Annotated in this window: 25 protein-coding genes and 1 tRNA gene; 10 read left to right on the plus strand and 16 right to left on the minus strand. The window is 53.5% G+C overall.

What is annotated here, in order from left to right; genetic code table 11:
* Positions 1-8: 8 nt before the first annotated feature.
* Genes pyrB through pyrL form a run of 3 tightly spaced genes read right to left on the minus strand, consistent with a single transcriptional unit; the run spans position 9 to position 1,082 of the window.
* Positions 9-944 carry an aspartate carbamoyltransferase gene (gene pyrB, locus OGX66_RS08660; RefSeq protein WP_003025818.1) on the minus strand — a complete coding sequence of 312 codons (936 nt, stop codon included), beginning with the start codon at positions 942-944 and terminating at the stop codon, positions 9-11.
* 2 nt (positions 945-946) lie between these two features.
* Positions 947-1,000 carry a pyrBI operon leader peptide gene (locus tag OGX66_RS24530; RefSeq protein WP_106875647.1) on the minus strand — a complete coding sequence of 18 codons (54 nt, stop codon included), beginning with the start codon at positions 998-1,000 and terminating at the stop codon, positions 947-949.
* A complete protein-coding gene (gene pyrL / locus OGX66_RS08665; protein ID WP_088902789.1) occupies positions 981-1,082 on the minus strand; it encodes a pyr operon leader peptide in 102 nt (33 codons plus the stop codon). Before pyrL ends, OGX66_RS24530 begins: the two co-directional genes overlap by 20 nt.
* Here pyrL and OGX66_RS08670 point away from each other — a divergent pair.
* Positions 1,062-1,184: a hypothetical protein gene (locus OGX66_RS08670; protein WP_088902788.1), complete on the plus strand. Its 123-nt coding sequence runs from the start codon at positions 1,062-1,064 to the stop codon at positions 1,182-1,184. The two genes, pyrL and OGX66_RS08670, sit on opposite strands and share 21 nt — an antisense overlap.
* Here OGX66_RS08670 and OGX66_RS08675 read toward each other — a convergent pair.
* The 5 genes from OGX66_RS08675 to arcA all read right to left on the minus strand — a co-directional run bounded on the left by OGX66_RS08675 (position 1,181) and on the right by arcA (position 6,488).
* Positions 1,181-1,660 carry an arginine repressor gene (locus tag OGX66_RS08675; protein WP_003839609.1) on the minus strand — a complete coding sequence of 160 codons (480 nt, stop codon included), beginning with the start codon at positions 1,658-1,660 and terminating at the stop codon, positions 1,181-1,183. The genes OGX66_RS08670 and OGX66_RS08675 overlap by 4 nt on opposite strands.
* Positions 1,661-1,804: 144 nt before the next feature.
* Entirely contained in the window at positions 1,805-3,208 is a 1,404-nt protein-coding gene (locus OGX66_RS08680; protein WP_003839611.1) for a YfcC family protein, read from the minus strand.
* Positions 3,209-3,263: 55 nt separating this feature from the next.
* A complete protein-coding gene (gene argF / locus OGX66_RS08685) occupies positions 3,264-4,268 on the minus strand; it encodes an ornithine carbamoyltransferase (protein WP_088902786.1) in 1,005 nt (334 codons plus the stop codon).
* A 57-nt stretch (positions 4,269-4,325) separates the two neighbouring features.
* Positions 4,326-5,258, minus strand: coding sequence for a carbamate kinase (gene arcC / locus OGX66_RS08690; protein ID WP_088902785.1), 933 nt, complete (start codon positions 5,256-5,258; stop codon positions 4,326-4,328).
* 9 nt (positions 5,259-5,267) lie between these two features.
* Positions 5,268-6,488 (minus strand): arginine deiminase, encoded by a 1,221-nt coding sequence (gene arcA, locus OGX66_RS08695; protein WP_046670835.1) that lies wholly within the window; start codon positions 6,486-6,488, stop codon positions 5,268-5,270.
* A gap of 672 nt (positions 6,489-7,160) precedes the next feature.
* Here arcA and OGX66_RS08700 point away from each other — a divergent pair.
* A complete protein-coding gene (locus OGX66_RS08700; RefSeq protein WP_003839618.1) occupies positions 7,161-7,613 on the plus strand; it encodes a YhcH/YjgK/YiaL family protein in 453 nt (150 codons plus the stop codon).
* Positions 7,614-7,719: 106 nt separating this feature from the next.
* Here the strand turns inward: OGX66_RS08700 and argF (OGX66_RS08705) are convergent, their stop codons facing one another.
* Positions 7,720-8,724 (minus strand): ornithine carbamoyltransferase, encoded by a 1,005-nt coding sequence (gene argF, locus OGX66_RS08705; RefSeq protein ID WP_003844898.1) that lies wholly within the window; start codon positions 8,722-8,724, stop codon positions 7,720-7,722.
* The gene (gene argL / locus OGX66_RS24615) at positions 8,694-8,789 is read right to left on the minus strand and encodes a putative translational regulatory protein ArgL (RefSeq protein ID WP_371303384.1); all 96 of its coding nucleotides are present in this window, start codon (positions 8,787-8,789) and stop codon (positions 8,694-8,696) included. Before argL ends, argF (OGX66_RS08705) begins: the two co-directional genes overlap by 31 nt.
* Positions 8,790-8,887: 98 nt before the next feature.
* On the opposite strand from argL, the gene rraB reads away from it, so the two are divergent.
* From rraB to OGX66_RS08720, 3 genes are all read left to right on the plus strand, one after another.
* On the plus strand, positions 8,888-9,313 hold the full coding sequence (gene rraB, locus OGX66_RS08710) for a ribonuclease E inhibitor RraB (RefSeq protein WP_003025845.1): 426 nt from the start codon (positions 8,888-8,890) through the stop codon (positions 9,311-9,313).
* 51 nt (positions 9,314-9,364) lie between these two features.
* Positions 9,365-10,123, plus strand: coding sequence for a tRNA isopentenyl-2-thiomethyl-A-37 hydroxylase MiaE (gene miaE / locus OGX66_RS08715; protein WP_003839623.1), 759 nt, complete (start codon positions 9,365-9,367; stop codon positions 10,121-10,123).
* A 163-nt stretch (positions 10,124-10,286) separates the two neighbouring features.
* Positions 10,287-11,117: a hypothetical protein gene (locus OGX66_RS08720; RefSeq protein ID WP_003839625.1), complete on the plus strand. Its 831-nt coding sequence runs from the start codon at positions 10,287-10,289 to the stop codon at positions 11,115-11,117.
* Between the two features lie 26 nt (positions 11,118-11,143).
* Here OGX66_RS08720 and OGX66_RS08725 read toward each other — a convergent pair whose 3' ends face one another.
* The 4 genes from OGX66_RS08725 to pepA all read right to left on the minus strand — a co-directional run bounded on the left by OGX66_RS08725 (position 11,144) and on the right by pepA (position 16,813).
* A complete protein-coding gene (locus OGX66_RS08725) occupies positions 11,144-11,647 on the minus strand; it encodes a GNAT family N-acetyltransferase (protein WP_088902783.1) in 504 nt (167 codons plus the stop codon).
* Between the two features lie 219 nt (positions 11,648-11,866).
* Complete coding sequence (locus tag OGX66_RS08730; RefSeq protein ID WP_048219831.1) at positions 11,867-14,722, minus strand: valine--tRNA ligase; 2,856 nt, start codon at positions 14,720-14,722, stop codon at positions 11,867-11,869.
* Complete coding sequence (gene holC / locus OGX66_RS08735) at positions 14,722-15,165, minus strand: DNA polymerase III subunit chi (RefSeq protein WP_003025862.1); 444 nt, start codon at positions 15,163-15,165, stop codon at positions 14,722-14,724. The genes OGX66_RS08730 and holC overlap by 1 nt, the downstream gene beginning before the upstream one ends.
* 136 nt (positions 15,166-15,301) lie before the next feature.
* Complete coding sequence (pepA, locus tag OGX66_RS08740; RefSeq protein WP_003025870.1) at positions 15,302-16,813, minus strand: leucyl aminopeptidase; 1,512 nt, start codon at positions 16,811-16,813, stop codon at positions 15,302-15,304.
* A 153-nt stretch (positions 16,814-16,966) separates the two neighbouring features.
* On the opposite strand from pepA, the gene OGX66_RS08745 reads away from it, so the two are divergent.
* The 3 genes from OGX66_RS08745 to lptG all read left to right on the plus strand — a co-directional run bounded on the left by OGX66_RS08745 (position 16,967) and on the right by lptG (position 19,262).
* Positions 16,967-17,017, plus strand: a complete 51-nt coding sequence (locus OGX66_RS08745; protein WP_212723231.1) for a hypothetical protein — start codon at positions 16,967-16,969, stop codon at positions 17,015-17,017.
* A 62-nt stretch (positions 17,018-17,079) separates the two neighbouring features.
* The gene (gene lptF / locus OGX66_RS08750) at positions 17,080-18,180 is read left to right on the plus strand and encodes an LPS export ABC transporter permease LptF (RefSeq protein ID WP_003839630.1); all 1,101 of its coding nucleotides are present in this window, start codon (positions 17,080-17,082) and stop codon (positions 18,178-18,180) included.
* Positions 18,180-19,262: an LPS export ABC transporter permease LptG gene (gene lptG / locus OGX66_RS08755; RefSeq protein WP_003025875.1), complete on the plus strand. Its 1,083-nt coding sequence runs from the start codon at positions 18,180-18,182 to the stop codon at positions 19,260-19,262. Before lptF ends, lptG begins: the two co-directional genes overlap by 1 nt.
* Before the next feature lie 101 nt (positions 19,263-19,363).
* On the opposite strand, the gene OGX66_RS08760 is transcribed toward lptG, so the two are convergent.
* Positions 19,364-20,866, minus strand: coding sequence for a helicase HerA-like C-terminal domain-containing protein (locus OGX66_RS08760; RefSeq protein ID WP_003025876.1), 1,503 nt, complete (start codon positions 20,864-20,866; stop codon positions 19,364-19,366).
* Positions 20,867-21,013: 147 nt separating this feature from the next.
* Complete coding sequence (ahr, locus tag OGX66_RS08765; protein ID WP_286511385.1) at positions 21,014-22,033, minus strand: NADPH-dependent aldehyde reductase Ahr; 1,020 nt, start codon at positions 22,031-22,033, stop codon at positions 21,014-21,016.
* Positions 22,034-22,253: 220 nt separating this feature from the next.
* On the opposite strand from ahr, the gene OGX66_RS08770 reads away from it, so the two are divergent.
* Both OGX66_RS08770 and OGX66_RS08775 read left to right on the plus strand, forming a co-directional pair.
* Positions 22,254-22,338, plus strand: a tRNA-Leu gene (locus OGX66_RS08770).
* A gap of 199 nt (positions 22,339-22,537) precedes the next feature.
* Positions 22,538-23,788: a tyrosine-type recombinase/integrase gene (locus OGX66_RS08775; RefSeq protein WP_058647055.1), complete on the plus strand. Its 1,251-nt coding sequence runs from the start codon at positions 22,538-22,540 to the stop codon at positions 23,786-23,788.
* The last annotated feature ends 123 nt before the right edge of the window (positions 23,789-23,911 follow it).

Here is a 23,911-nt window from a genome sequence, read left to right on the forward strand (position 1 = left end):
TTTCTCCCTTACAGTGCCAGTTCGCTATTCAGTACCAATGCCAGTAACGCCTGGCGGGCGAAGATGCCGTTGCCAGCCTGCTGGAAATACCAGGCGTGCGGCGTCTTATCGACGTCGGTGGTGATTTCATCGATGCGCGGCAGCGGATGTAGCACCTTCATGTTTGCTCTGGCGCCGTTCAAATCGCTGGCGCGCAGGACAAACTGTGCTTTCACGTTGGCGTATTCGGACGGGTCCAGACGCTCTTTTTGTACGCGGGTCATGTAGAGGATATCGACCTCCGCCATCACCTCTTCGATAGTGCCGTGCAGGCTCCAGGCGATACCTTTTTCGTTCAACATATCCAGAATGTATTGCGGCATGGCCAGTGCGTCCGGGGCGATGAAGTAGAAACGGTTACCTTCGAACTTCGCCAGCGCCTGGGTCAGGGAGTGGACGGTACGGCCATATTTCAGGTCACCTACCATGGCGATGTGCAGATTGTCCAGGCGACCCTGCGTTTCCTGAATGGTAAACAGGTCCAGCAGCGTTTGGGTGGGATGTTGGTTGGAGCCGTCGCCTGCGTTCAGTACCGGAACGTTACCGGAGAACTCTGTAGCCAGACGTGCGGCGCCTTCCTGCGGATGACGCATGACGATGGCGTCGACATAGGTGCTGATGACGGAAATGGTATCGGCCAGGGTTTCGCCTTTTTTGCCCAGCGACGTGTTGCTGCTGTCAGAAAAACCCACCACGCTGGCGCCCAGACGGTGCATGGAGGTTTCAAAGGATAAACGGGTGCGGGTTGACGCTTCAAAGAAGCAGCTGGCGATAACCTTATGCTTTAACAGCTCCGGCTGTGGGTTAGCTTTTAATTTCGCCGCCGTCGCGAGGACCAGATTGAGGTCATCGCGGCTGAGGTCGTTTATGGAAATGATGTGTTTTTGATAGAGCGGGTTAGCCATGTTTATCTCCTGACGCCTGGGCAAAAAAAAAGCCCCTCAATTGAGGGGCTCGGAATGGGTGATCAACGGAAAGAAAAACGGCAGGCCAGCGTCCTTTTTCAGACGCGGTAAGACAAAATGTCGTACATACTGAACCATACATCCTCCCGGCAAATTGTCCGCGATTATACTCAGCTCCGTTATGGGATCAAGCGGAAAATGCACAATTTATTCACCGCAAACGGTTCTTATGAATTTTAATTCATTTTAAATAGATAGTTAATCTGCTTGTGCACCAGCCCTGTTCGCTGCACAACTCGCGGCGCAACCCAGACAATACTGCTGCCAGCGATGACACCCAGAATCTCTGGTAACGCGTGGTAATCGAGGATTCTGGCAACGGCACGGCCATAACCTGCCGCCGTGTGGATGAGGATAAATTCGCTATTGTGCTCAACGCTGACCACCATTTCAGCAATCGATCGGGCAGCATCAGGAGCGGGTCGCGATTGCGGATTTACAGAATAAATTTTTTGCCCTTTTGTATTTCTTATTTTTATAGCCCCGAGCAGTTTCAGCAGACGGGATACCGTTGACTGGCTAATTCCGGTAAAACCATGGTGTTGGAGATCGCGGCGAAGCGCTTCCTGAGAAAGGTAGCTTTTTTCGCTAATCAGGCGCTGACAAATCGCCAATTGTTTCTGCTCTTTGGTCGAGTAATCATCGAATTCCTTCATAAATACACCCTAAGTTTATCATTTGTATCAATGTGATGGCGAAATTCACCACATTTGCAGTATCAATAACGGCTCAAACGGGCGGTTGCGCAGAAAAACGAGAATGCGCTCAAAAAAGCCGTCGGGATCCGACGGCTAAAAGGGCTACAACATCGCGCCGATACTCAGGACGGCCATGTTCAGTAACGTCAAAATGAGCAGGAGCGGGGCGACCCATTTCAGGTAGCGCACGTAAGGAACACGGGCGATGGCTAACCCACCCATCACGACGGCAGAGGTGGGTGTAATCAGATTCACAATGCCGGAAGCGGATTGATACGCGGTGACGACCAGATCCCTCTGTACATGCGCGAAGTCGGCCAGCGGGGCCATAATGGGCATCGTGAGCACCGCCAGGCCAGACGAGGAAGGGACCAGGAAGGAGAGCAATACTTCCAGCCAGTAGGTCACATTGATGAAAATGGTCGTGGACAGACCGGAGACTAAATTTTCGGCGCTGTGCAAAATAGTGTGGGTGATCATGCCGTTGTCCATCACCACGACGATACCGCGTGCAATGCCGATAATCAGCGCCACGCCAAGCAGATCCCGCGCACCGTCAATGAAGGTACTGGTGAAGGCTTCTTCACTCATGCGGGCAATCACGCCGACGATAATGGCAGAACCCAGAAAGACTGCGGATATTTCTGCCATCCACCATCCGAGTACCGCGACGCCATAAATCATTACCGCAAAGGCGGCGGCGAATATCAGCAGGATCCACTTACGCGTGGCTGTGAATTCAAGATTGGTATTGCCGCGATTGCCGAGAAAATGCGCACGGTTTTCCTCCATTTTATCCGCCACAATCGACAACTCCGGGTGATTGCGGACTTTGCGCGCATAACGCATGACCCACACCACACAGATAACATAGCCGACGACCAGCAGCAGAATGCGCATCAGCATTCCCTGGGTGAAGGGGATCCCGGCGGCGTTAGCCGCGATAACCGTTGCGAAAGGGTTGATTGTCGAGCCGAGTGTACCAATGCCTGCGCCGAGCAGAACGGTGGCGGCGGCAACCAACGGATCAAAGCGTGCGGCCATCATGACCGGAACCAGCAATGTGTAGAATGGGAGTGATTCCTCCGCCATCCCGTAAATCGTACCTCCGGCGGCGAAAAGTCCCATCAGAATGGGGATCATCCACTCCTCTTTACCGTTCAACCTGACCGTCACGCGCTCGATACCTGCGTCGATGGCGCCTGTTTTGTTTACTACGCCGAGAAACCCACCAATAATCAGGACAAACAACGCCACATCAATTGCGCCTGCGGTATAGGTTTCGTGGTTGTAAAGACCGTCAATCGGGGCCAGCAGTACAGCGGTAAAACCTTGCGGGTGCGCCTCTGTGGGGGCATAAGTACCGGCAACTGGCACTTCTTTGCCCAGAGTAGCATTCATCGCCATCTGGTATTTCCCTGCCGGGACTATCCAGGTCATAACCGCGACGAGTGCAATGAGAATAAACAGGATGGTATATGCGCTGGGAAATTTGAATTTGCCCATGATGTTCTCCGGATAGCTTGGGCATATGCCGTCAGGCGACATACGCCCGCTGGGGTTAGTCGCCGAGGGTCGCTACCATTACCGCTTTAATGGTATGCATCCGGTTCTCTGCTTCGTCGAAGACGATGGAATGAGCTGACTCAAAAACCTCTTCCGTGACTTCAAGCCCTTTCAGGCCGTAGGCCATTTCGATTTCACGTCCAACCTTTGTGTGCTCGTTATGGAAGGCGGGCAGACAGTGCATAAATTTCACATTGGGGTTACCGGTTGCGTTGATGACCCGCTGGTTAATTTGATAGGGCGTCATCAGGCTAACGCGTTCTGCCCAGGCTTCTTTGGGTTCGCCCATAGAGACCCAGACATCGGTGTAGAGGAAATCGACGTCGTATACGCCTTCCTCAACATCCTCTGTGAGCGAAATGCGTGCGCCAGTCACGCTGGCAATTTCACGGCATTCGGCAACCAGCGCCTCGTCAGGCCAGAAGGATTTAGGTGCGACCAGACGGATATCCATCCCCATTTTCGCTGCGCCAACCATCAGGGAATTACCCATGTTATTGCGGGCGTCACCGAGATAAGCGAAACTCAGTTCCGGCAAGGTTTTACCCGGGGCGTGTTCCAGCATGGTCATCAGATCCGCGAGGATCTGGGTGGGGTGAAATTCATTTGTCAGTCCATTCCAAACAGGAACTCCGGCAAATTGCCCCAGTTCCTCCACAATGTCCTGGCCGTATCCGCGATATTCAATGCCGTCGTACATGCGGCCTAGCACGCGGGCAGTATCTTTCATTGATTCTTTATGGCCGATCTGCGATCCACTTGGGCCGAGATAGGTCACCTGTGCGCCTTGATCGAAAGCGCCGACTTCAAAGGCACAGCGGGTACGGGTTGAGGTTTTTTCGAAGATCAGCGCGATATTTTTACCGACCAGCGTCTGTCTTTCGCGCCCGGCCTTTTTTGCCGTTTTTAACTCGATAGCCAGATCGATCAGGTACTGGATTTCCGTCGGGGTGTAGTCCAGCAGTTTGAGAAAATTGCGATTTTTCAGGTTAACAGTCATGAAAATGTCCTTATGTAGGCCGGATAAGGCGAAGCCGTCATCCGGCAAAAAAAAGTCCTACGCGTTAGCGTCGGTGGTTTCGAGACGAATTAGCGTGCCTTTGTCGCCGGCGAGAATGGCTGAGCCGTCGGCCAGTGAACCGATGCCAGCAATCCCACGACAGTGAGAGACGAATTCCGCACAGGCGGTGACTTTGGGGCCCATTGAACCGGCGTCGAATTGCATTTCACCGAGCAGTTCCGGGGTGACCTGGGACAGTGGGCGCTGGGTAGGTTTGCCCCAGTCGAGGTACACGGCATCAGCATCGGTGAGGATCAGCAACGCATCGGCATGGAGTTGGCGGGCGAGTAGGGCGGCGGAGAGATCCTTGTCGATCACCGCTTCAATGCCGTGGTAGCCATCGGCTTTTTCCACCACCGGTACGCCGCCTCCGCCGTTGCAAATCACCAGATGATCGCGGGCGATCAATGTGCGAATGGCATCACTTTCAACGATACGTTTGGGTTGTGGAGAGGGCACAACGCGGCGGAACGCTTTGCCATCGGCTTTGAAAATCCAGCCCTTTTCCGCGTGTAGCGTTTTAGCCTGAGCGTCGTCGTAAATCGGTCCGATATATTTGGTCGGATTGCTGAAGGCTGGATCGTGGGCATCGACTTCAACCTGAGTCAGCAGCACACTAATTTCACGCTGTGGAAGCTGGTTTTTCAGCGCCTGTTGCAGCATATAGCCAATCATTCCCTGACTTTCCGCGCCGAGAATGTCGAGCGGATAGGGGGTGACGCTGGCATACGCACTGTTTTGCAACGCCAAAAGTCCAACCTGCGGGCCATTGCCGTGCACCAGAATCACGCGCCATTGCTGTGTGAGCTGAGCGATAGTCTTTGCCGCCAGCTCAATGTTCTTGCGCTGGATGTCAGCTTCCAGCGGCTCGCCGCGTTTGAGCAGCGCATTGCCGCCCAACGCCACAACCAGAGTAGGTTTGTTTTCCATGACTTTTCCTTAAATACCGTCGCGTTCCAGTGGGCAGCTCATGCAGCGTGCGCCGCCGCGTCCACGTCCAAGTTCGTCGCCAGGAATGGGTAAAACGGTGATGCCCGCTTTGTCGTATTTCTCGTTGGTCCAGATGTTGCGCTCGTAGCCCACGACCACACCGGGGCGTAGCGTCAGGACGTTGTTGGCGTCATTCCACTGTTCGCGTTCAGCTTCGAAGGCGTCACCCCCGGTGGTTATCAGCGTGATTTGGTCGAGGCCCAGCGCTTTTTCGAGGGCATGTACCAGAGAACTTTCCTGGGTGCGTTTCAAGCCGCCGCGCCCGTCTGGCGTCAGGGTCCAGCACTGGACATCCGGGCGTACCACTTCCGGGTAGACGGAGAAGGTATCGATATCAATGTGGGTCATGACGGTATCGAGGTGCATACAGGAGCGATGTTTCGGCAGTTCAACCGCGATGACGCGTTCAGCCTGGCGATGCTTAAACAGCGACTGGGCAAGGAATTCAATGCCCTGCGGCGTGGTGCGTTCCGACATACCGATGAGTACCGCGCCGCGACCAATGACCAGCACATCTCCACCTTCTAATGTGGCGTGGTCGTAATTAATATTTTCATCGCCGAAATATTTAATAAATTCACCATCAGCAAATTGAGGGTGCCAACGGTAGATCGCCCGCAGGTTATTGGTTTCTCTTTGCCGCGCGGTTTTTGCCATTGGGTTAATTGACACACCGTTATATATCCAGCATGAGGTGTCGCGGGTAAATAAGTGGTTTGGTAATGGCTTCATAATAAAGTCATTAATATCGTGAGTATCGACCACCATATTTTTGATTGAGGCAGGAATTTCTCCGTAGGTTAGCCCACCGCTTAAATGCCGGGCGAGTTCCCGATGCTGCATATCTGCAAGCCAGGCACGAATATCCGTGGCGAAAGCGGGGCCAAGGCGATAATCAGAGATTTGTGTCTCCAGCAACCAGTCTTTGGCATCTTGGACATCTAAGGTTTGTGTCAATAAATCAGTGAGTAACAGAACCTCAATCCCTTGCTGACGTAACGTGTTGGCGAAAATGTCATGCTCTTCTCCTGCACGCTCTACCGAAAGAACATCATCAAAAAGCAGTTCCTGGCAATTTGATGGCGTCAGCCTTTTTAAGCTGAGATTAGGGCGATGTAGCATTACGCTACGTAATTGACCGATTTCAGACCCGACATAATGCTTTTCCATCATTATTCCTTTAATACGATTTTAAAAAATAAAGAGGATGTGCCTGCAAATAATATTTATTGCAGTCATGACTTTTCAGCTGATTTCGGAATCTATATTTAGATCTTATTTGATGAGGAAACGTGATTTATTTCACAGTCAGGTCGATATTTGACTTTTGATGTTTAATTTATGATATGGCTCGGAGAATTAATAAAATAAAAACATGAATAATTGAATTACTACGCGGGAATATGTCTTGTTATTTATCGGTGTTAATTTTATGTACACTTTTAGTGTGCTGTAATATAAGTAATACATTGATTTATTTGTGCTTTTTTCTGTGTTGTGAATTATTATGCGAATATATGATTTTATTATTTGCGCGGTAAAGTTCATTTCAAAATAAATATGACGATGAAGAAGGATAGCGAAGGAGAGGTGAACTGTGATCGATAGCTGGTTTTTCTAATAAAACTTTTAATAACAGTATGTTACTGATCAGATTGAAAAAGGGTAGCCGAAAGTTATGCAAAGTTTATGCATAACCTGTTGCTGAGAGTTAGCAATTATTTAACACCATCAGCGATAAACATGCGTTGACGCAAAATATCGGCAAATAGCAGTAGTATGGCAGGCCGTTTTTTCGTATAACAACTAAAATGAAACGATGTTTTAATTAAGGGGTTTGAGATGATTGTTGGCAATATTCACAACCTGGATGCCTGGCTGCCGGAAGAGCTGCGTCAGGCAATTGAACACATTAAAGCGCATGTGACGGATGCGACGGAAAAAGGTAAGCACGACATTGACGGCGATCGCCTGTTTTATCTGATTGCCGAAGATATGACGGAGCCGTTTGCACAGCGCCGCGCCGAGTATCACGCCCGCTATCTGGATATTCAGATCCTGCTCAAAGGCCAGGAAGGAATGACCTTCAGCACGCAGCCTGCGGGCGCGCCGGAAACTGACTGGCTGGCGGATAAAGACATCGCCTTCCTGCCGGAAGGGGTACAGGAGAAAACGGTGGTGCTGAACGAAGGTGATTTCGTGGTGTTCTATCCGGGTGAAGTGCATAAACCGCTGTGCGCGGTCGGTGCTCCTGCGCTGGTACGCAAAGCCGTGGTGAAAATGCAAGTGGCATAAGCGTATTTGCCGGGGGCGGCTTCGCCTTGCCCGGCCTACGAGAGCGCGGTTGTAGGCCGGATAAGATGCTTAGCATCGCCATCCGGCATTCTTTTCATCCATGCCCTCACTTCGCCAGCGTCGCCACCATCACCGCTTTGATGGTGTGCATCCGGTTTTCCGCCTGATCAAATACGATGCTGGCGGGTGATTCAAAGACCTCATCGGTCACTTCCATACCGCCGTGCAGACCATATTCCTGTGCCATTTGTTTGCCAAGCGTGGTTTGATCGTCATGAAACGCGGGCAGGCAGTGCAGGAATTTCACCTGTGGATTGCCGGTCAACGCCATCATCGTGCTATTAACCTGGTACTTACGCAGCAGCGCAATACGTTCGGCCCACTTCTCTTTTGCTTCGCCCATTGATACCCAGACGTCGGTATAGATAAAGTCCGCACCTTTCACGCCCGCGGCGACATCTTCGGTCAGCGTAATATTGCCGCCGTTTTTCTGCGCCAGCGCTTTGCACTCTGCAACCAGACTTTCCTCTGGCCAGCAGGCCTGCGGTGCGACCAGGCGCAGATCCAGCCCGGTTAACGCAGCGGCTTCCAGCATGGAATTGCCCATATTGTTGCGGGCATCACCGGTGTAGACCAGCGTCATCTCATTAAACGCTTTACCCGGCAGGTGTTCCTGCATAGTTAACAGATCCGCCAGCAGCTGGGTGGGATGAAACTCGTTGGTTAATCCGTTCCACACCGGAACTCCGGCATATTCCGCCAGCGTCTCGACAATCTCCTGGCCGTGTCCCCGATACTGAATACCGTCGTACATGCGGCCGAGCACGCGGGCGGTGTCTTTGATCGACTCTTTATGGCCAATCTGGCTGCCGCTTGGCCCGAGATACGTCACGCGAGCGCCCTGGTCGTATGCGGCAACTTCGAAAGAGCAACGGGTGCGGGTTGAGTCTTTTTCGAAGATGAGCGCGATGTTTTTACCGGTGAGCTTTGCGACTTCAGTGCCGTTTTTCTTATCTGCCTTTAGCTGCGCGGCGAGCTGGAGCAGTGACGTGAGTTCAGCAGAGGTGAAATCAAGCAGTTTCAAAAAATGTTTATGATAAAACGCAGACATGGTTCCCTCACATGGCTTAGGCCATTTATTGAATTAAAATTCAATTTATATGGATGTTTATTCATTTGCAACCTTGTTTAACAAATCTTTCCAGGAAAGGTGGAGGCAATGACAGCGGTATGTGACAATAAGAGTATCGGCAGGACATTATGAGGAACGAGCCATGGCAAACCCGGAACTACTGGAAGAACAGCGTGAAGAAACGCGCTTGATTATTGAAGAGTTACTCGAAGATGGCAGCGATCCAGACGCGCTGTACACCATTGAGCATCACCTTTCCGCGGATGACTTCGAAACCCTGGAAAAAGCGGCAGTAGAAGCCTTCAAGCTGGGTTATGAAGTGACCGAGCCGGAAGAGCTGGAAGTGGAAGAAGGCGACACGGTTATTTGCTGTGACATTTTGAGCGAATGTGCACTGAATGCGGAGTTGATCGATGCTCAGGTTGAGCAACTGATGAACCTGGCTGAAAAATATGATGTGGAATACGACGGTTGGGGCACCTATTTTGAAGACCCGAACGGCGAAGAAGGTGAAGACGGCGACGATGAAGATCTCGTCGACGAAGATGATGACGGCGTGCGTCACTAAGTCATCTACTGACCTGCGGTAGCCCAGGCTGCCGCAGGCCAAGGACAATGTATGGATTATCTGCAAATACTCTCCCCGATTCACAATTTCCTGCACTGTAAAACGCCCCAGGCCTGGCTTGATAAAGCGCGAGACCCGGCTAATCTGCCTCTGTTATTGACCGACCACCTCGTCTGTGAGCTGAAAGCGGCGCAAACGGCGATGCTGCTGGTGCGTAAGTATGTCGCAGATAAACAGGGATCTCAGGCGCTGCTGGACTGGCTGAAACCCTATGAAGCGTTTGCTTTCAGAGAAGGGGATGAGCCGGATTTTATCGCGCTGAATAAACAGATAAGCAAAAGCGTGATGCCGCAAACCGACGACCCGTGGGGACGCAAGCTTATCGACAGCATGGTTTTGCTGATCAAAGAAGAACTGCATCATTTCTGGCAGGTGCGTGAGGCGATGATGAGTCGCAACATTCCCTATATTAAGATTACCGCCAGCCGTTACGCCAAAGGCATGCTCAAAGAGGTACGCACCCACGAGCCGCTGACGTTAATCGATAAACTGATTTGCGGGGCTTACATTGAGGCGCGTTCCTGTGAACGGTTCGCCGCGCTCGCACCGTATCTGGATGACGATTTGCAGGCGTTTTATCTGTCGCTGCTGCGATCCGAGGCGCGGCACTATCAGGATTACCTGGCGCTGGCGCAGCAGGTTTCAACCGATGATATCAGTAGCCGGGTGCAGTTTTTTGGCGAAGTAGAAGCCGCGTTGATCACCTCTCCTGACGATGAATTCCGCTTTCACAGCGGTGTGCCAGCTTAGTTCCTTTCTTTGACGCGCGTGCCCATCGCCGCGCGGTTTAATCCTTCCTGTTTCTGTTAGCAAAATCTGGTGGCTGGAAATAGCTCGCTGCTGCCGTAATAATCAAAACATCGAAGGGGAAATATATCCCTGTAACAGAGACGATTTGACATAAGGATGGTTAATGAACTGGGCACACGTTTTGTTGGCAGGTTATATCGGGGCGGTGATTGCTATCGTCGTCGGCATGTTTCGCAAAAAAGGCTGGCTGGGCAAGGTCTCCGGCGCGGTGGTCTTTGTGGTGGCGATTATCGCGTGGAATCTGTTTGATGTGCACTACCTGATCCCACGCGAAAGCCCGGATTATGGTCTGACGGATGCGCAGAAATTTGAAAACGCGATGCTGTCCATGCCCGTTTATCAGGTGCTTAAGGAGCAGGAGCCAGCGCTGTGGCAGAACATCCTCACCCAGGCAACGCAGCTGAAAGAGGCGGGGAAAAGCGAGCAACAGATTATCGACGCTATTCAGCCGCAGATCCTACAGGTACAGATGGCGCGTTTGCAGCAGGCGCCTGATGCCAACGTGATCGAGTATATGAAGATTAATCTCGAGCAGATTGCCGCGGTGGCAAAAGTGGGCAATGACGAATGTTTTCGCTTTTTGTTCCCGGCAGTGAAAGGCGGGATTAACCCGGTGCGTATTATTCCGCGCGAGCTCATGAACCGTCGTATGGCCAGCGACATGAGTATGATGCACGCGGCCTATGGCCCGAACAAACATACGGTTACGGCGGAAGAAAAACAGTTGGCGCTTCAGGATCTGCAATCCATCAGTCCGGGGCTGGTACAACGCTTTGGACCGGATATCCAAATCATGGCCGATCCGAGTAAAGGCGTGGGCAAAGAGAAAGTCGCCTGTGAAATGGTGCAAGATTTATGGTCACAGGTGCTGAAGCTGCCAACCGCTCGCGCGGCTGGCGTTATTCGACTGATGCTCTCAGCCGAGATGCAGTAACGCGGTTAAAGCCTCTCGGCGTAAGGTCAGAGGGGCTTTAACATTCGCACTTCACAATCTACGTGCCCGGTACAGCCCAGCGCTTCGCTGATATGCTCAAAGCCTAAATGCTCATACAGGCGAATTGCCTCAGTCAGAAAAGCCGTGGTCTCAAGATAGCACTGCTTAAAACCTTGCTCACGGGCATGTTCAAGCGCCATCAGCGCCAGTTTTTTCGCCAGCCCCTGACCGCGCGCGCTCGACAGGAAGTACATCTTTTGCAGCTCGCAAATGTCTGGTTCACTACATCCTAACGGTGCAACACCGCCGCCGCCCACGACTTCACCGTTTTGCTCAACCACCCAGTAGGCCGCGCCCGGCTGGCTGTAAACCTGGAACAATTCGTCCAGATTAGGGTCGGCAACGGTGTAGCCTTTATCGGCGGTCAGGCCGTATTCGGCGGAAACCTGGCGGATAACGCGGGCAATTGCGGCGTTATCATCGGCAGAAATTCGGCGCAGCGTTGCCGCGACGGAGGTAATGGCACTCATAGCGAACTCATGACATAAAAGTGAGACATATGCAGTTAATACCACTGCGGTGAGGGGAAGCGCAAGCGAGGATAATTCAATAAAAAGCCTCTGAGCATATGCGTCAGAGGCTTTTATTGTCTGCGGCGTCGGATGCGCTACGCTTATCCGACCTACGTTGACGGTGCCCGTAGGCCGGATAAGCGCAAGCGCCATCCGGCAAACGTACAGGCACGATGATTACAGCGCGGCGATGACCGCCTGCTGTTCAATCAGCTTCGCTTTGGCTTCTGCGTAACCGTCCAGCTTCTCACGCTCTTTGGCGATGACCGCTTCAGGGGCGCGGGCAACGAAACCTTCGTTGGACAGTTTGCCTTCGATACGGGCAATCTCACCTTCGATTTTCGCCACTTCTTTCGCCAGACGCGCCAGCTCATCTTCTTTGTTGATGAGGCCAGCCATCGGGATCAGCAGCTCGGCGCCGTCGATGATTTTGGTTACGGAAACCGGACCTTTGTCATCGGCTGGCAGCACAGTGATGCTTTCCAGACGCGCCAGGTTCAGCAGGAAGCTCTTGTTGTCGTTGACACGACGCATCGCATCCGCGCTGCAACCACGCAGCAGCAGCTCCAGCGGTTTGCCCGGGGCAATGTTCATTTCCGCGCGAATATTACGTACGGCAACGATCGCCTGCTTCAGCCATTCGGTATCGGCCAGCGCCGCTTCATCTACCTGAGCCGCGTTATATTCCGGGAACGGCTGCAGCATGATGGTATCTGCGGTGTTGCCACAAATCACTTTCACGCGCTGCCAGATGGTCTCGGTGATGAACGGGATGATCGGATGCGCCAGGCGCAGCAGACCTTCCAGCACGGTCACCAGCGTATTGCGGGTACCGCGCAGTTCAGCATCAGTTCCTCCGGTCATTACCGGCTTGGTCAGCTCCAGATACCAGTCGCAGAACTGGTTCCAGGTGAACTCGTACAGGATGCCCGCGGCGATATCGAAGCGGAAGTTATCCAGCGCTTCGCGGTACGCTTTGATGGTCTGGTTGAATTCAGCGAGGATCCAGCGGTCTGCCAGAGACAGGGTCATTTCGCCGCCGTTAAAGCCGCAATCATTTCCTTCAGTGTTCATCAGCACGAAGCGGCTGGCGTTCCACAGCTTGTTACAGAAGTTACGGTAACCTTCCAGACGCTTCATGTCCCAGTTGATATCGCGGCCGGTCGAAGCCAGCGCCGCCAGGGTAAAGCGCAGGGCGTCGGTGCCGTGCGGCTCAATACCGTTCGGGAACTGCTTCTCGGTACGTTTGGCAATCTTCTCAGCCAACTGCGGCTGCATCATGTTGCCGGTGCGTTTCTCCAGCAGCTCCGGCAGTGAGATACCGTCGACCATATCCAGCGGGTCGATAACGTTGCCCTTGGATTTGGACATCTTCTGGCCTTCGTCGTCACGGATCAGACCGGTCATGTAGACGGTATGGAACGGAACCTGCGGCTTGCCGTTTTCATCTTTGATGAAGTGCATGGTCATCATGATCATGCGGGCAATCCAGAAGAAGATAATGTCGAAGCCGGAGACCATCACGCTGGTTGGGTGGAACTGACGCAGCGCGTCGGTGTTTTCCGGCCAGCCGAGCGTAGAGAAGGTCCACAGCGCGGAGGAGAACCAGGTGTCGAGAACGTCTTCGTCCTGACGCAGCGCAACGTCGGCGCCGAGGTTGTTTTCCTGACGCACTTCGTCTTCGGTACGGCCAACATATACGTTGCCGTCGTTGTCATACCATGCCGGGATGCGGTGACCCCACCACAGCTGACGGGAAATACACCAGTCCTGAATATCGCGCATCCAGGAGAAGTACATGTTTTCGTACTGCTTCGGTACGAACTGAATGTCGCCGTTTTCAACCGCTTCAACCGCCGGTTTTGCCAGCACGTCGGCACGGACGTACCACTGGTCGGTCAGCATCGGTTCGATAACCACGCCGCCACGGTCGCCGTAAGGAACGGTCAGATCGTGAGGTTTGATCTCTTCCAGCAGGCCCATCGCATCAATGGCAGCGACGATCGCTTTACGCGCGGCAAAGCGTTCCAGCTTCTGGAACTCAGCCGGGATTGCGTTGGAGTAAACGTCGGACTCTTCACCTTTGGTGTCGTACACTTCCGCGGTTTCACGGATGTCACCGTCAAAGGTCAGAATGTTGATCATCGGCAGGCCGTGACGTTTCCCGACTTCGTAGTCGTTAAAGTCGTGTGCCGGGGTGATCTTCACGCAGCCGGTACCTTTTTCCATATCGGCGTGTTCATCACCGACGATCGGAATACGGCGGTCAACCAGCGGCAGAATAACGAATTTGCCGATCAGATCTTTATAGCGCGGATCTTCCGGATTCACGGCCACGCCGGTGTCGCCCAGAATGGTTTCCGGACGGGTGGTCGCCACGACCAGGTAATCTTTACCGTCTGCGGTTTTCGCGCCGTCGGCCAGCGGATAGCGGATATGCCACATGGAGCCTTTAGACTCGCGGTTTTCCACTTCCAGGTCAGAAATAGCGGTGCGCAGTTTCGGGTCCCAGTTTACCAGGCGCTTGCCACGGTAAATCAGGTCTTCTTTGTACAGGCGAACAAAGACTTCTTTCACGGCATTGGAAAGACCTTCGTCCATAGTGAAACGCTCGCGCTCCCAGTCAACGGAGTTGCCGAGACGGCGCATCTGGCGGGTAATGGTGCCGCCGGATTCCGCTTTCCACTGCCAAATTTTATCGATAAACGCTTCGCGACCGTAGTCATGACGGGTTTTACCTTCTTCAGCGGCAATCTTACGCTCAACCACCATCTGGGTAGCGATACCCGCGTGGTCGGTACCAGCCTGCCACAGGGTGTTTTTACCCTGCATGCGCTGGTAGCGAATCATGGTATCCATGATGGTTTGCTGGAAAGCATGACCCATATGCAAACTGCCGGTGACGTTCGGCGGCGGGATCATGATGCAGAAGGACTCTTTGCTTTCATCGCCGTTAGGTTTGAAATAGCCCTGCTTTTCCCAGTGCTCGTAAAGCGGCTGTTCGATATCTTGTGGGTTGTATGTCTTTTCCATTATTTCCAGGTTGCCGTATTCAGGTTAAAACCAGCCACGCGGTAAGCTTTGTAGCGATCGCGTGCCGATTGTTTCAAAGAATCTTCGTAAGGAACGAAGTCTATCACTTCTGTGAAAGCGGTGGCAAAATCTGCAAAGCCAACGCGCAAACTGATGAGCAGGTCGCGCGGGCTGCTATTGCGTTTCTCCGGCCAGGCAATCTCTACCGGCGCGCCGCCTCTGGGGCCTTCGCCCGCCAGATTATGCGGAACAAAGCTTTCTGCCGGTCTTGCCCACAGGGCTTCATCCAGTCGAAGAGCCTGCTTTTCGTTTTCACAGGCGATAAGCACGCGCTTGCCAGCCCGCCAACGTTCTGCGGCAATTTCACACACCAGTTGCTCGACGGCGCTTAAACCATCTTGTTGTGTGTCGTTGTCCAGAAGATAGAACGTCGCATTCTTCATATATGGGGCTTCTTGTGGTGGATTTAAATGCGTTGCCATGATGCACACCGTAGGCCTGATAAGGCGTATTAGCGCCGCCATCAGGCGTTTTGCCGGATGGCACTGCGCTTATCCGGCCTACGGGGCAATCTTAAACTTACTCTTCGCCGTTAAAACCCGCGCGATTGAGCAGGAACTGCGACAGTAACGCGACCGGACGACCGGTTGCGCCTTTGGCTTTCCCGGAACGCCATGCGGTACCGGCGATATCCAGGTGCGCCCAGTTGTACTTACGGGTAAAGCGTGACAGGAAGCAGCCCGCGGTAATGGCGCCGCCAGGACGTCCGCCGATGTTCGCCATATCCGCAAAGTTAGACTCTAACTGCTCCTGGTATTCATCACCCAGCGGCAAACGCCACGCGCGGTCGCCAGCCTGCTCGGACGCACCGATCAGCTCATGCGCCAGCGGGTTGTGGTTCGACATCAGGCCGGTGATGTGATGGCCCAGCGCAATCACGCACGCGCCGGTCAGGGTCGCAACGTCAATCACCGCCTCCGGCTCAAAACGCTCGACGTAGGTTAACACGTCGCACAGCACCAGACGGCCTTCGGCGTCGGTATTGAGCACTTCAACGGTCTGACCAGACATGGTGGTCAGCACGTCGCCTGGGCGATACGCGCGGCCACCCGGCATATTTTCGCAGCCCGCCAGTACGCCGACGACGTTGATGGGCAGTTGAAGCTCGGCCACCATGCGCATTACGCCGTATACTGCTGCTGCGCCGCACATGTCGTACTTCATCTCATCCATGCCTTCGGCAGGTTTGATGGAGATACCGCCGGAGTCGAAGGTTAACCCTTTACCGACCAGCACAATCGGACGCGCGTCTTCGGACGGATTGCCTTTGTACTCGATGACTGACATCAGCGACTCGTTCTGCGAACCGTGACCGACGGCGAGATAAGAGTGCATACCCAGCTCTTTCATCTGCTGCTCGCCGATCACGCGGGTCACAACATTTTTGCTGTAGCTGTCTGCCAGCTGACGCGCCTGAGAGGCCAGATAAGCTGCGTTACAGATGTTCGGCGGCATGTTGCCGAGATCTTTCGCCGCTTTAATGCCAGCGGCGATTGCCAGACCGTGTTGGATCGCACGCTCACCGCTGGTCAGCTCGCGGCGGGTCGGCACGTTGAAGACCATTTTACGCAGCGGGCGACGCGGCTCGCTTTTGTTGGTCTTCAACTGGTCAAAGCTGTACAGCGTTTCCTGTGCCGTCTCAACGGCCTGGCGCACTTTCCAGTAGTTATTGCGCCCTTTGACGTGCAGCTCAGTCAGAAAGCAGACGGCTTCCATTGAGCCAGTATCATTCAGCGTATTGATGGTTTTCTGAATGACCTGCTTGTACTGGCGCTCATCAAGTTCGCGCTCTTTGCCACAACCAATAAGGAGAATTCGCTCAGACAGAACGTTAGGAACATGGTGCAGCAACAGGGTTTGACCCGGTTTGCCTTCCAGTTCGCCACGACGCAGCAGTGCGCTGATGTACCCGTCGCTGATCTTGTCGAGCTGCTCTGCAATCGGAGAGAGGCGGCGTGGTTCAAAGACACCCACGACGATGCACGCACTCCGCTGTTTCTCCGGGCTACCGCTTTTTACACTGAACTCCATGCACTACGCTCCTGAATCTTAAAGACAACGGCGGTGGCTACGGATAGAATTGCAAGCTTTCGTAACTCATACCCGCTGTTGCGGTGACTTCGTGTTAATCTTAACGTTATTACGGCATTGGCACGTCAGAACAATTTCTGAGAGGTGGATCCGTTGAGTATAATGATCTTAGCGACGATTTCGACGACTCAAGAGAATAAATGACGTTTAAGCCATGAAACAAGCTAAATTCCGGCAAAAGACGGGTTTTTACGGGCGTATTTAAAGTGATAATCATAAGATATCTGGTTCGGGAAACGCTCAAAAGCCAACTTGCGATCCTATTCATCCTGCTTTTGATCTTCTTTTGTCAAAAGTTGGTCAGGATCCTTGGTGCGGCTGTTGACGGTGATATCCCGGCAAATCTGGTGCTCTCGCTGCTGGGGCTGGGCGTGCCAGAAATGGCGCAACTTATCTTGCCCTTAAGCCTGTTCCTCGGGCTGCTGATGACGCTGGGCAAACTGTATACCGAAAGTGAAATTACGGTCATGCATGCCTGTGGGCTGAGCAAGGCTGTGCTTGTTAAAGCGGCGATGGTGCTGGCGTTGTTTACCAGTATTATTGCGGCGGTCAACGTGATGTGGGCCGGACCGTGGTCCTCCAGACATCAGGACGAAGTCCTGGCAGAGGCGAAAGCGAACCCCGGTATGGCGGCGCTTGCTCAGGGGCAATTCCAGCAGGCGACCAACGGCAGTTCGGTGCTGTTTATCGAAAGCGTTGACGGCAGCAACTTCAAAGACGTGTTTCTCGCGCAAATCCGCCCGAAAGGCAACGCTCGTCCTTCGGTCGTCGTAGCCGATTCCGGACATCTTACCCAATTGCGCGATGGCTCTCAGGTTGTGACGCTAAACCAGGGGACGCGCTTTGAAGGTACCGCGCTGCTGCGCGATTTCCGCATTACCGACTTCCAGGATTATCAGGCGATTATCGGCCATCAGGCCGTGGCGCTGGATCCAAACGATACCGAACAGATGACCATGCGTACGCTGCTGGCGACCGACACCGATCGCGCCCGCGCGGAGCTGACCTGGCGTATCACGTTAGTATTCACCGTATTTATGATGGCGCTGATGGTTGTACCGCTGAGCGTGGTAAACCCGCGTCAGGGTCGCGTGCTGTCGATGCTGCCAGCAATGCTGCTCTATTTGCTGTTCTTCCTGGTTCAGACATCGCTGAAGTCGAACGGTGGCAAAGGTAAGCTGGATCCGGTGTTCTGGATGTGGGTGGTTAACCTGGCTTATCTGGCGCTGGCGATTGTGCTTAACCTCTGGGATACGGTGCCGATGCGCCGCTTGCGTGCCCGTTTTATGCGTAAAGGAGCGGTATAATGCAGCCTTTTGGTGTACTTGACCGCTATATCGGTAAAACCATTTTCACCACCATCATGATGACGCTGTTCATGCTGGTGTCGCTCTCCGGGATCATCAAGTTCGTTGACCAGCTGAAAAAAGCCGGGCAGGGGAGCTACGATGCGATGGGCGCCGGGCTGTATACCCTGCTCAGTGCGCCGAAAGATATCCAGATCTTCTTCCCGATGGCGGCGCTGCTGGGGGCATTGCTGGGGCTGGGCATGCTGGCCCAGCGCAGTGAACTGGTGGTGATGCAGGCTTCTGGCTTTACCCGTATGCAGGTGGCGTTATCGGTGATGAAAACCGCGATTCCGCTGGTGCTGCTGACGATGGCCATTGGCGAATGGGTCGCACCGCAGGGTGAACAGATGGCGCGTAACTACCGTGCGCAGCAGATGTACGGCGGCTCGCTGCTCTCTACCCAGCAGGGTTTGTGGGCGAAAGACGGTGACAGCTTTGTCTACATCGAGCGGGTGAAAGGCGAGGCCGAGTTGGGCGGGATTAGCATCTACTCGTTTAACGACAAGCGCCGTCTGCAGTCTGTACGCTATGCTGCGAGCGCGACGTTTGACCCGGAGCAGAAGGTCTGGCGTTTGTCGCAGGTGGATGAATCCAACCTGACCGATCCGAAACAAATCACCGGCTCGCAAACGGTGAGCGGCACCTGGAAAACCAACCTGACGCCCGACAAGCTCGGCGTCGTGGCGTTGGATCCTGACGCGCTGTCGATTAGCGGTCTGCATAACTACGTGAAGTACCTGAAGTCGAGCGGCCAGGATGCCGGACGCTACCAGCTCAATATGTGGAGCAAAGTCTTCCAGCCGCTATCAGTGGCGGTCATGATGCTGATGGCGTTGTCGTTTATCTTTGGTCCGCTGCGTAGCGTCCCGATGGGTGTGCGTGTGGTGACGGGGATTAGCTTCGGTTTTGTGTTCTATGTGCTGGACCAAATCTTTGGCCCGCTGACGCTGGTGTACGGCATTCCGCCGATTATCGGTGCGCTGCTGCCAAGCGCCAGCTTCTTCCTGATAAGCCTGTGGCTGATGCTGCGTAAATCGTAATCACAGTAATCGTAGGCCTGATGGCGTTGCGCTTTTCAGGCCTACTCCGGACCCGTAGGCCGGATAAGGCGTTAAGCCGCCATCCGGCAACGTAATACGGGCTAGCGTTTTCTCCCGCCCATCAAACTCCCCAACATGCCGCGGATTATCTGATTAGTGACCTGTCGCGCCGCGCTTTTCGCCACGCTCTGTACCACGCCATCGCGCTTGCCGCCGCGCGGCCCTGTGCTGCCAAATAAAATATCCTTCAATCCACCGAGAATACCGCCGTCCACCTCGACCGCTTTACCGTTTGCGGGAGGCGTATTTTGCTGCTCGGTACTGGCCTGCACGCCTTGCTGTAAACGTTCATAGGCGGACTCTCGGTCGATATCTTCTTCATATTTGCCGTACAGCGAAGAGTGATTAATCAGCCCGTTGCGCTCGTCGTCCGTCACCGGTCCCATCCGTGAGCACGGCGCAATCACCATCGCCCGTTCAACCACCGACGGGCTGCCTTTGGCGTCCAGAAACGACACCAGCGCCTCGCCGGTTCCCAGCTCCTGAATGGCTTTTTCGGTATCAAATGCCGGGTTGGCGCGCATGGTTTGTGCCGCGGTTTTCACCGCTTTCTGATCTTTCGGCGTGAACGCGCGCAAGGCGTGCTGCACGCGGTTCCCCAACTGACCAAGCACGTTGTCCGGAATATCCGACGGGTTTTGCGAGACGAACCACACGCCGACCCCTTTCGAGCGGATCAGACGGATCACCTGTTCGATTTTATCCAGCAGCACCTGCGGAGCATCGTTGAACAGCAGATGCGCTTCATCAAAGAAGAACACCAGTTTTGGTTTCTCCAGATCGCCCGCTTCCGGCAACTGTTCGTACAGTTCAGAGAGCATCCACAGCAGGCTGGCGGCGTACAGTTTGGGCATCTGGTAGAGCTTCTCGGCGCTGAGGATATTAATCATCCCTTTGCCGCTGGCGTCGGTACGCATCCAGTCTTTGATGTCCAGCATCGGTTCGCCAAAGAAGTGTGCCGCTCCCTGCTGCTCCAGCGACAGCAGTCCGCGCTGGATAGCCCCGACCGAAGCGCTGCTGATATTGCCGTACTGATTCTGGAAGGATTTAGCGTTATCGCCGATGTACTGAGTTATGGCCCGCAGGTCTTTGAAATCGAGCAGCAGCAGGCCCTGGTCATCGGCAATGCGGAAGATAATATCCAGCACGCCGGACTGAACGTCGTTGAGATTCAACAGACGAGCCAGCAGCAGCGGCCCGAGGTCAGATACCGTGGCTCGCACCGGGTGACCCTTTTCGCCGAAGATATCCCACACCGTGACCGGATTACCATGCGGTTGCCAGTCGGTAATGCCGATGTTTTTCAGGCGAGCGAGCAGCTTTTCAGAGGCTTGTCCTTCCTCGGCCACGCCGGTTAAATCACCTTTCACATCGGCCATAAATACCGGTACGCCAATCTCGGACAACGACTCGGCCAGCTTTTGTAGTGTGACGGTTTTACCAGTCCCGGTGGCGCCGGTAATCAGCCCGTGACGGTTGGCCATGCCTGGTAGTAAAAACAGTTCGGTGTCCGGCGTGCGGGCAATTAGCAGGGGTGCGCTCATTGAGATTTCCTCCATTTATCCTGCCTGGAGTATAGGCAACCGTGACGCACTCTTCACCGCTAAATTGCGGAGATTGTGAGGAGAATTTTACCTGCCTGGAATAGCGGGGAGAATAGCCGGGAAGCTTACGCCTCCCGACAAAGACGATCAGAAGTCGGCTTTCAGCACCACGCGGTAGCGGGCCTTGCCGTCACGCACGTGCTGGATTGCTTCGTTAATTTGCGACATCGGGTACAGCTCGGTGGTAGGCGACACCTTGCTGCGCCCGGCAAACTTCATCAGCTTGCGCAGCTCGAATGGCGTCCCGGTCGCCGAACCGGAGATGCTGCGATCCCCGGCAATTAAGGTAAACGCCGGAACCGGCAGCGGCTTCAGCACTGCACCGACGGTATGGAAGTTACCGCCGTAGGCCAGCGCTTCAAAATAGGGCTGCCAGTCGAGATCGACGTTAACCGTGTTAATGATGAGATCGAACTGGCCCGCCAGCGCTTTTAGCGCATCCGGATCGCGGTTGTTGACCACTTTATCCGCCCCCATCGCCAGCACTTCCTGCTCTTTCGCCGGATTGGAACTGAATGCGGTCACTTCGCAGCCCATCGCGTGTAACAGCTTAATGGCGATATGTCCCAGGCCACCGATGCCGATCACCCCGACGCGGCTGGTGGCGGTGATATGGTGCATCAGCAGCGGTTTGAACACCGTAATGCCGCCGCACAGCAAGGGACCAGCCGCCGCCAGATCGATGCTCTCCGGTAGCGGGATCACCCACTGCCAGTCGGCCCGTAGCTTCTCGGCAAAGCCGCCGCGATTGAGAATAGTGGGAACGGAACCTTCCAGGCAGTTGATCTGATTACCGCTGATACAGGCATCGCAGTGCCCGCAACTGCGCGCCGTCCAGCCAACGCCGACGCGCTGGCCGACTTTCAGGCCTTTATCCTGCGCCGCGCTGCCGAGCGCTGCCACACGACCAATCACCTCATGCCCGGCAACCAGCGGATACTGAGAGAACCCCCATTCGTTGTCGATCATCGACAAATCGGAATGGCAGATACCGCAGTAATCGACATGGACTTCGACATCTTCCGGCTTGAGCTCTCCCGCATCATATTCATAGAGTTCGAGTTCGCTGCCTGCTTCTTTTGCGGCGTAGCTTTTTATCATCGACATCGTGTTTCCCTCAGTGTGGTGTTGAACTGGAAGTGTAGAGCATGGGGAAACGGGACGCTTCGCAGAAGGGGGGGTTAAGAAGAGGGCAAACTGTGATGATGGTTACAGGTAAGAAAGGTAATGCTGAAATTTTCAACACTTAGCGAGCCAGACACACGCTGGCGCTTGCATGGTGGCGCACGACAGGTATAATCCACAACGTTTTCCGCATCCCTTCCGTGCCGGAGTGGCGAAATCGGTAGACGCAGTTGATTCAAAATCAACCGTAGAAATACGTGCCGGTTCGAGTCCGGCCTTCGGCACCATCGGAACATCAATAGACGTCAACGGACGTCTTTTTTTGTGCCTGAATTCCAGTATCCGCAAGGCCTTGCCCCGCTTTTCAGTCAACCGACATCAATCTGAGTTACCCCACATCAACATGCTTGTGAGTATAGAACCGAGTATATATGCTGGTTCGATAATGCTTATATACTCACGGCAGCTCATGGAAGGAGAACTTTTATGGCTCTGACAGATATCAAAGTGCGTTCTGCAAAACCGCAGGAAAAGGAGTACACCCTTGTCGATGGGGATGGCATGTTTTTGCTTATTCACCCTAACGGCTCAAAATACTGGCGGTTTCGCTTTCGCTTTGGTGGCAAGCAACACCTGATGGCGTTTGGGGTTTACCCTGAAATATCCCTCGCTGATGCTCGTCAAAAGAGGGAAGAGGCCAGAAGGCTTGTTGCTGCTGGAATCGATCCTCGTGAACACAAGCGGGCCGTGAAAGAAGAACTGGCGAAAGAAGATATTACCTTTGAGTCAGTTGCCAGAGAGTGGCATGCCGCTAATAAAAAATGGTCAGAAGAACATAGCCGAAGGGTGTTAAAGAGCCTGGAAGATAATTTGTTCCCAGCAATTGGGAAGCGGAGTATTGATAGTTTTAGCACGCGCGATCTCCTTGTTCCTATTAAAGGAGTTGAGGCTACAGGGCGTTTTGAAGTGGCTTCGCGTCTTCAGCAGCGTACCAATGCGATTATGCGTTATGCAGTGCAAAGCGGTTTGATCGATTACAATCCTGCTCAGGAGATGGCTGGGGCAGTTGCCTCCAGTAACCGTGTTCATCGTCCTGCACTTGAGCTGAAACGCTTACCTGAACTACTCCACAGAATAGATAGTTACACGGGACGCCCTTTAACTCGTCTGGCTGTTGAACTCACCTTGTTAATCTTTATTCGTTCAAGTGAACTGCGTTTTGCGCGTTGGTCTGAAATAGATTTTGAAACGGCAATGTGGACAATTCCGGCTGAACGAGAAGCTATTGAAGGAGTGAAGCATTCGGAACGTGGCTCGAAAATGCGTACTCCTCATTTAGTGCCACTTTCTCGTCAGGCACTGGCAATCCTTAAACAGGTTCACAAGCTTAGTGGCGAGCGCGATTTTGTTTTCGTTGGAGATCACAATCCTTGTAAACCGATGAGTGAGAATACAGTGAACAAGGCGCTGCGCGTGATGGGATATGACACTAAGATTGAGGTTTGCGGTCATGGCTTCAGGACCATGGCATGTAGCTCGTTGATTGAATCTGGATTGTGGTCGAGAGATGCAGTTGAACGGCAGATGAGCCATATGGAGCGTAACTCTGTGCGGGCGGCTTATATTCATAAGGCGGAACATTTGGATGAGAGACGATTGATGTTGCAATGGTGGGCGGATTATCTAGATGTGAATCGGGAGAAGGGGATTAGCCCGTTTGACTATGCGAAAGCGTAGTTAAATTGGAAGACTATTCGCAAAAAAGCACACTTTTGTTGGAATTTAAAATGCACTGTATATAATTACAGTTAGTTTGTTTCATAATCAATGCCTGGATACCAAGGAACTGGCCTTAGTTAG

This window comes from Citrobacter sp. Cf072, assembly GCF_030334485.1.
GTDB lineage: Bacteria > Pseudomonadota > Gammaproteobacteria > Enterobacterales > Enterobacteriaceae > Citrobacter > Citrobacter freundii.

Coding starts and splice junctions, on each gene's coding strand:
- rraB (WP_003025845.1), top strand. CDS start 8,888: ATGGCAAACCCGGAACTACTGGAAGAACAGCGTGAAGAAACGCGCTTG.
- miaE (WP_003839623.1), top strand. CDS start 9,365: ATGGATTATCTGCAAATACTCTCCCCGATTCACAATTTCCTGCACTGT.
- pyrL (WP_088902789.1), bottom strand. CDS start 1,082: ATGGTTCAGTATGTACGACATTTTGTCTTACCGCGTCTGAAAAAGGAC.
- OGX66_RS08725 (WP_088902783.1), bottom strand. CDS start 11,647: ATGAGTGCCATTACCTCCGTCGCGGCAACGCTGCGCCGAATTTCTGCC.
- pepA (WP_003025870.1), bottom strand. CDS start 16,813: ATGGAGTTCAGTGTAAAAAGCGGTAGCCCGGAGAAACAGCGGAGTGCG.
- argF (WP_088902786.1), bottom strand. CDS start 4,268: ATGACTGTTAACCTGAAAAATCGCAATTTTCTCAAACTGCTGGACTAC.
- OGX66_RS08670 (WP_088902788.1), top strand. CDS start 1,062: ATGTCGTACATACTGAACCATACATCCTCCCGGCAAATTGTCCGCGAT.
- argF (WP_003844898.1), bottom strand. CDS start 8,724: ATGTCTGCGTTTTATCATAAACATTTTTTGAAACTGCTTGATTTCACC.
- OGX66_RS08680 (WP_003839611.1), bottom strand. CDS start 3,208: ATGGGCAAATTCAAATTTCCCAGCGCATATACCATCCTGTTTATTCTC.
- OGX66_RS08775 (WP_058647055.1), top strand. CDS start 22,538: ATGGCTCTGACAGATATCAAAGTGCGTTCTGCAAAACCGCAGGAAAAG.
- ahr (WP_286511385.1), bottom strand. CDS start 22,033: ATGTCGATGATAAAAAGCTACGCCGCAAAAGAAGCAGGCAGCGAACTC.
- OGX66_RS08760 (WP_003025876.1), bottom strand. CDS start 20,866: ATGAGCGCACCCCTGCTAATTGCCCGCACGCCGGACACCGAACTGTTT.
- lptG (WP_003025875.1), top strand. CDS start 18,180: ATGCAGCCTTTTGGTGTACTTGACCGCTATATCGGTAAAACCATTTTC.
- arcA (WP_046670835.1), bottom strand. CDS start 6,488: ATGGAAAAGCATTATGTCGGGTCTGAAATCGGTCAATTACGTAGCGTA.
- OGX66_RS08675 (WP_003839609.1), bottom strand. CDS start 1,660: ATGAAGGAATTCGATGATTACTCGACCAAAGAGCAGAAACAATTGGCG.
- OGX66_RS08730 (WP_048219831.1), bottom strand. CDS start 14,722: ATGGAAAAGACATACAACCCACAAGATATCGAACAGCCGCTTTACGAG.
- argL (WP_371303384.1), bottom strand. CDS start 8,789: ATGAATAAACATCCATATAAATTGAATTTTAATTCAATAAATGGCCTA.
- pyrB (WP_003025818.1), bottom strand. CDS start 944: ATGGCTAACCCGCTCTATCAAAAACACATCATTTCCATAAACGACCTC.
- OGX66_RS08720 (WP_003839625.1), top strand. CDS start 10,287: ATGAACTGGGCACACGTTTTGTTGGCAGGTTATATCGGGGCGGTGATT.
- arcC (WP_088902785.1), bottom strand. CDS start 5,258: ATGGAAAACAAACCTACTCTGGTTGTGGCGTTGGGCGGCAATGCGCTG.
- OGX66_RS08700 (WP_003839618.1), top strand. CDS start 7,161: ATGATTGTTGGCAATATTCACAACCTGGATGCCTGGCTGCCGGAAGAG.
- holC (WP_003025862.1), bottom strand. CDS start 15,165: ATGAAGAATGCGACGTTCTATCTTCTGGACAACGACACACAACAAGAT.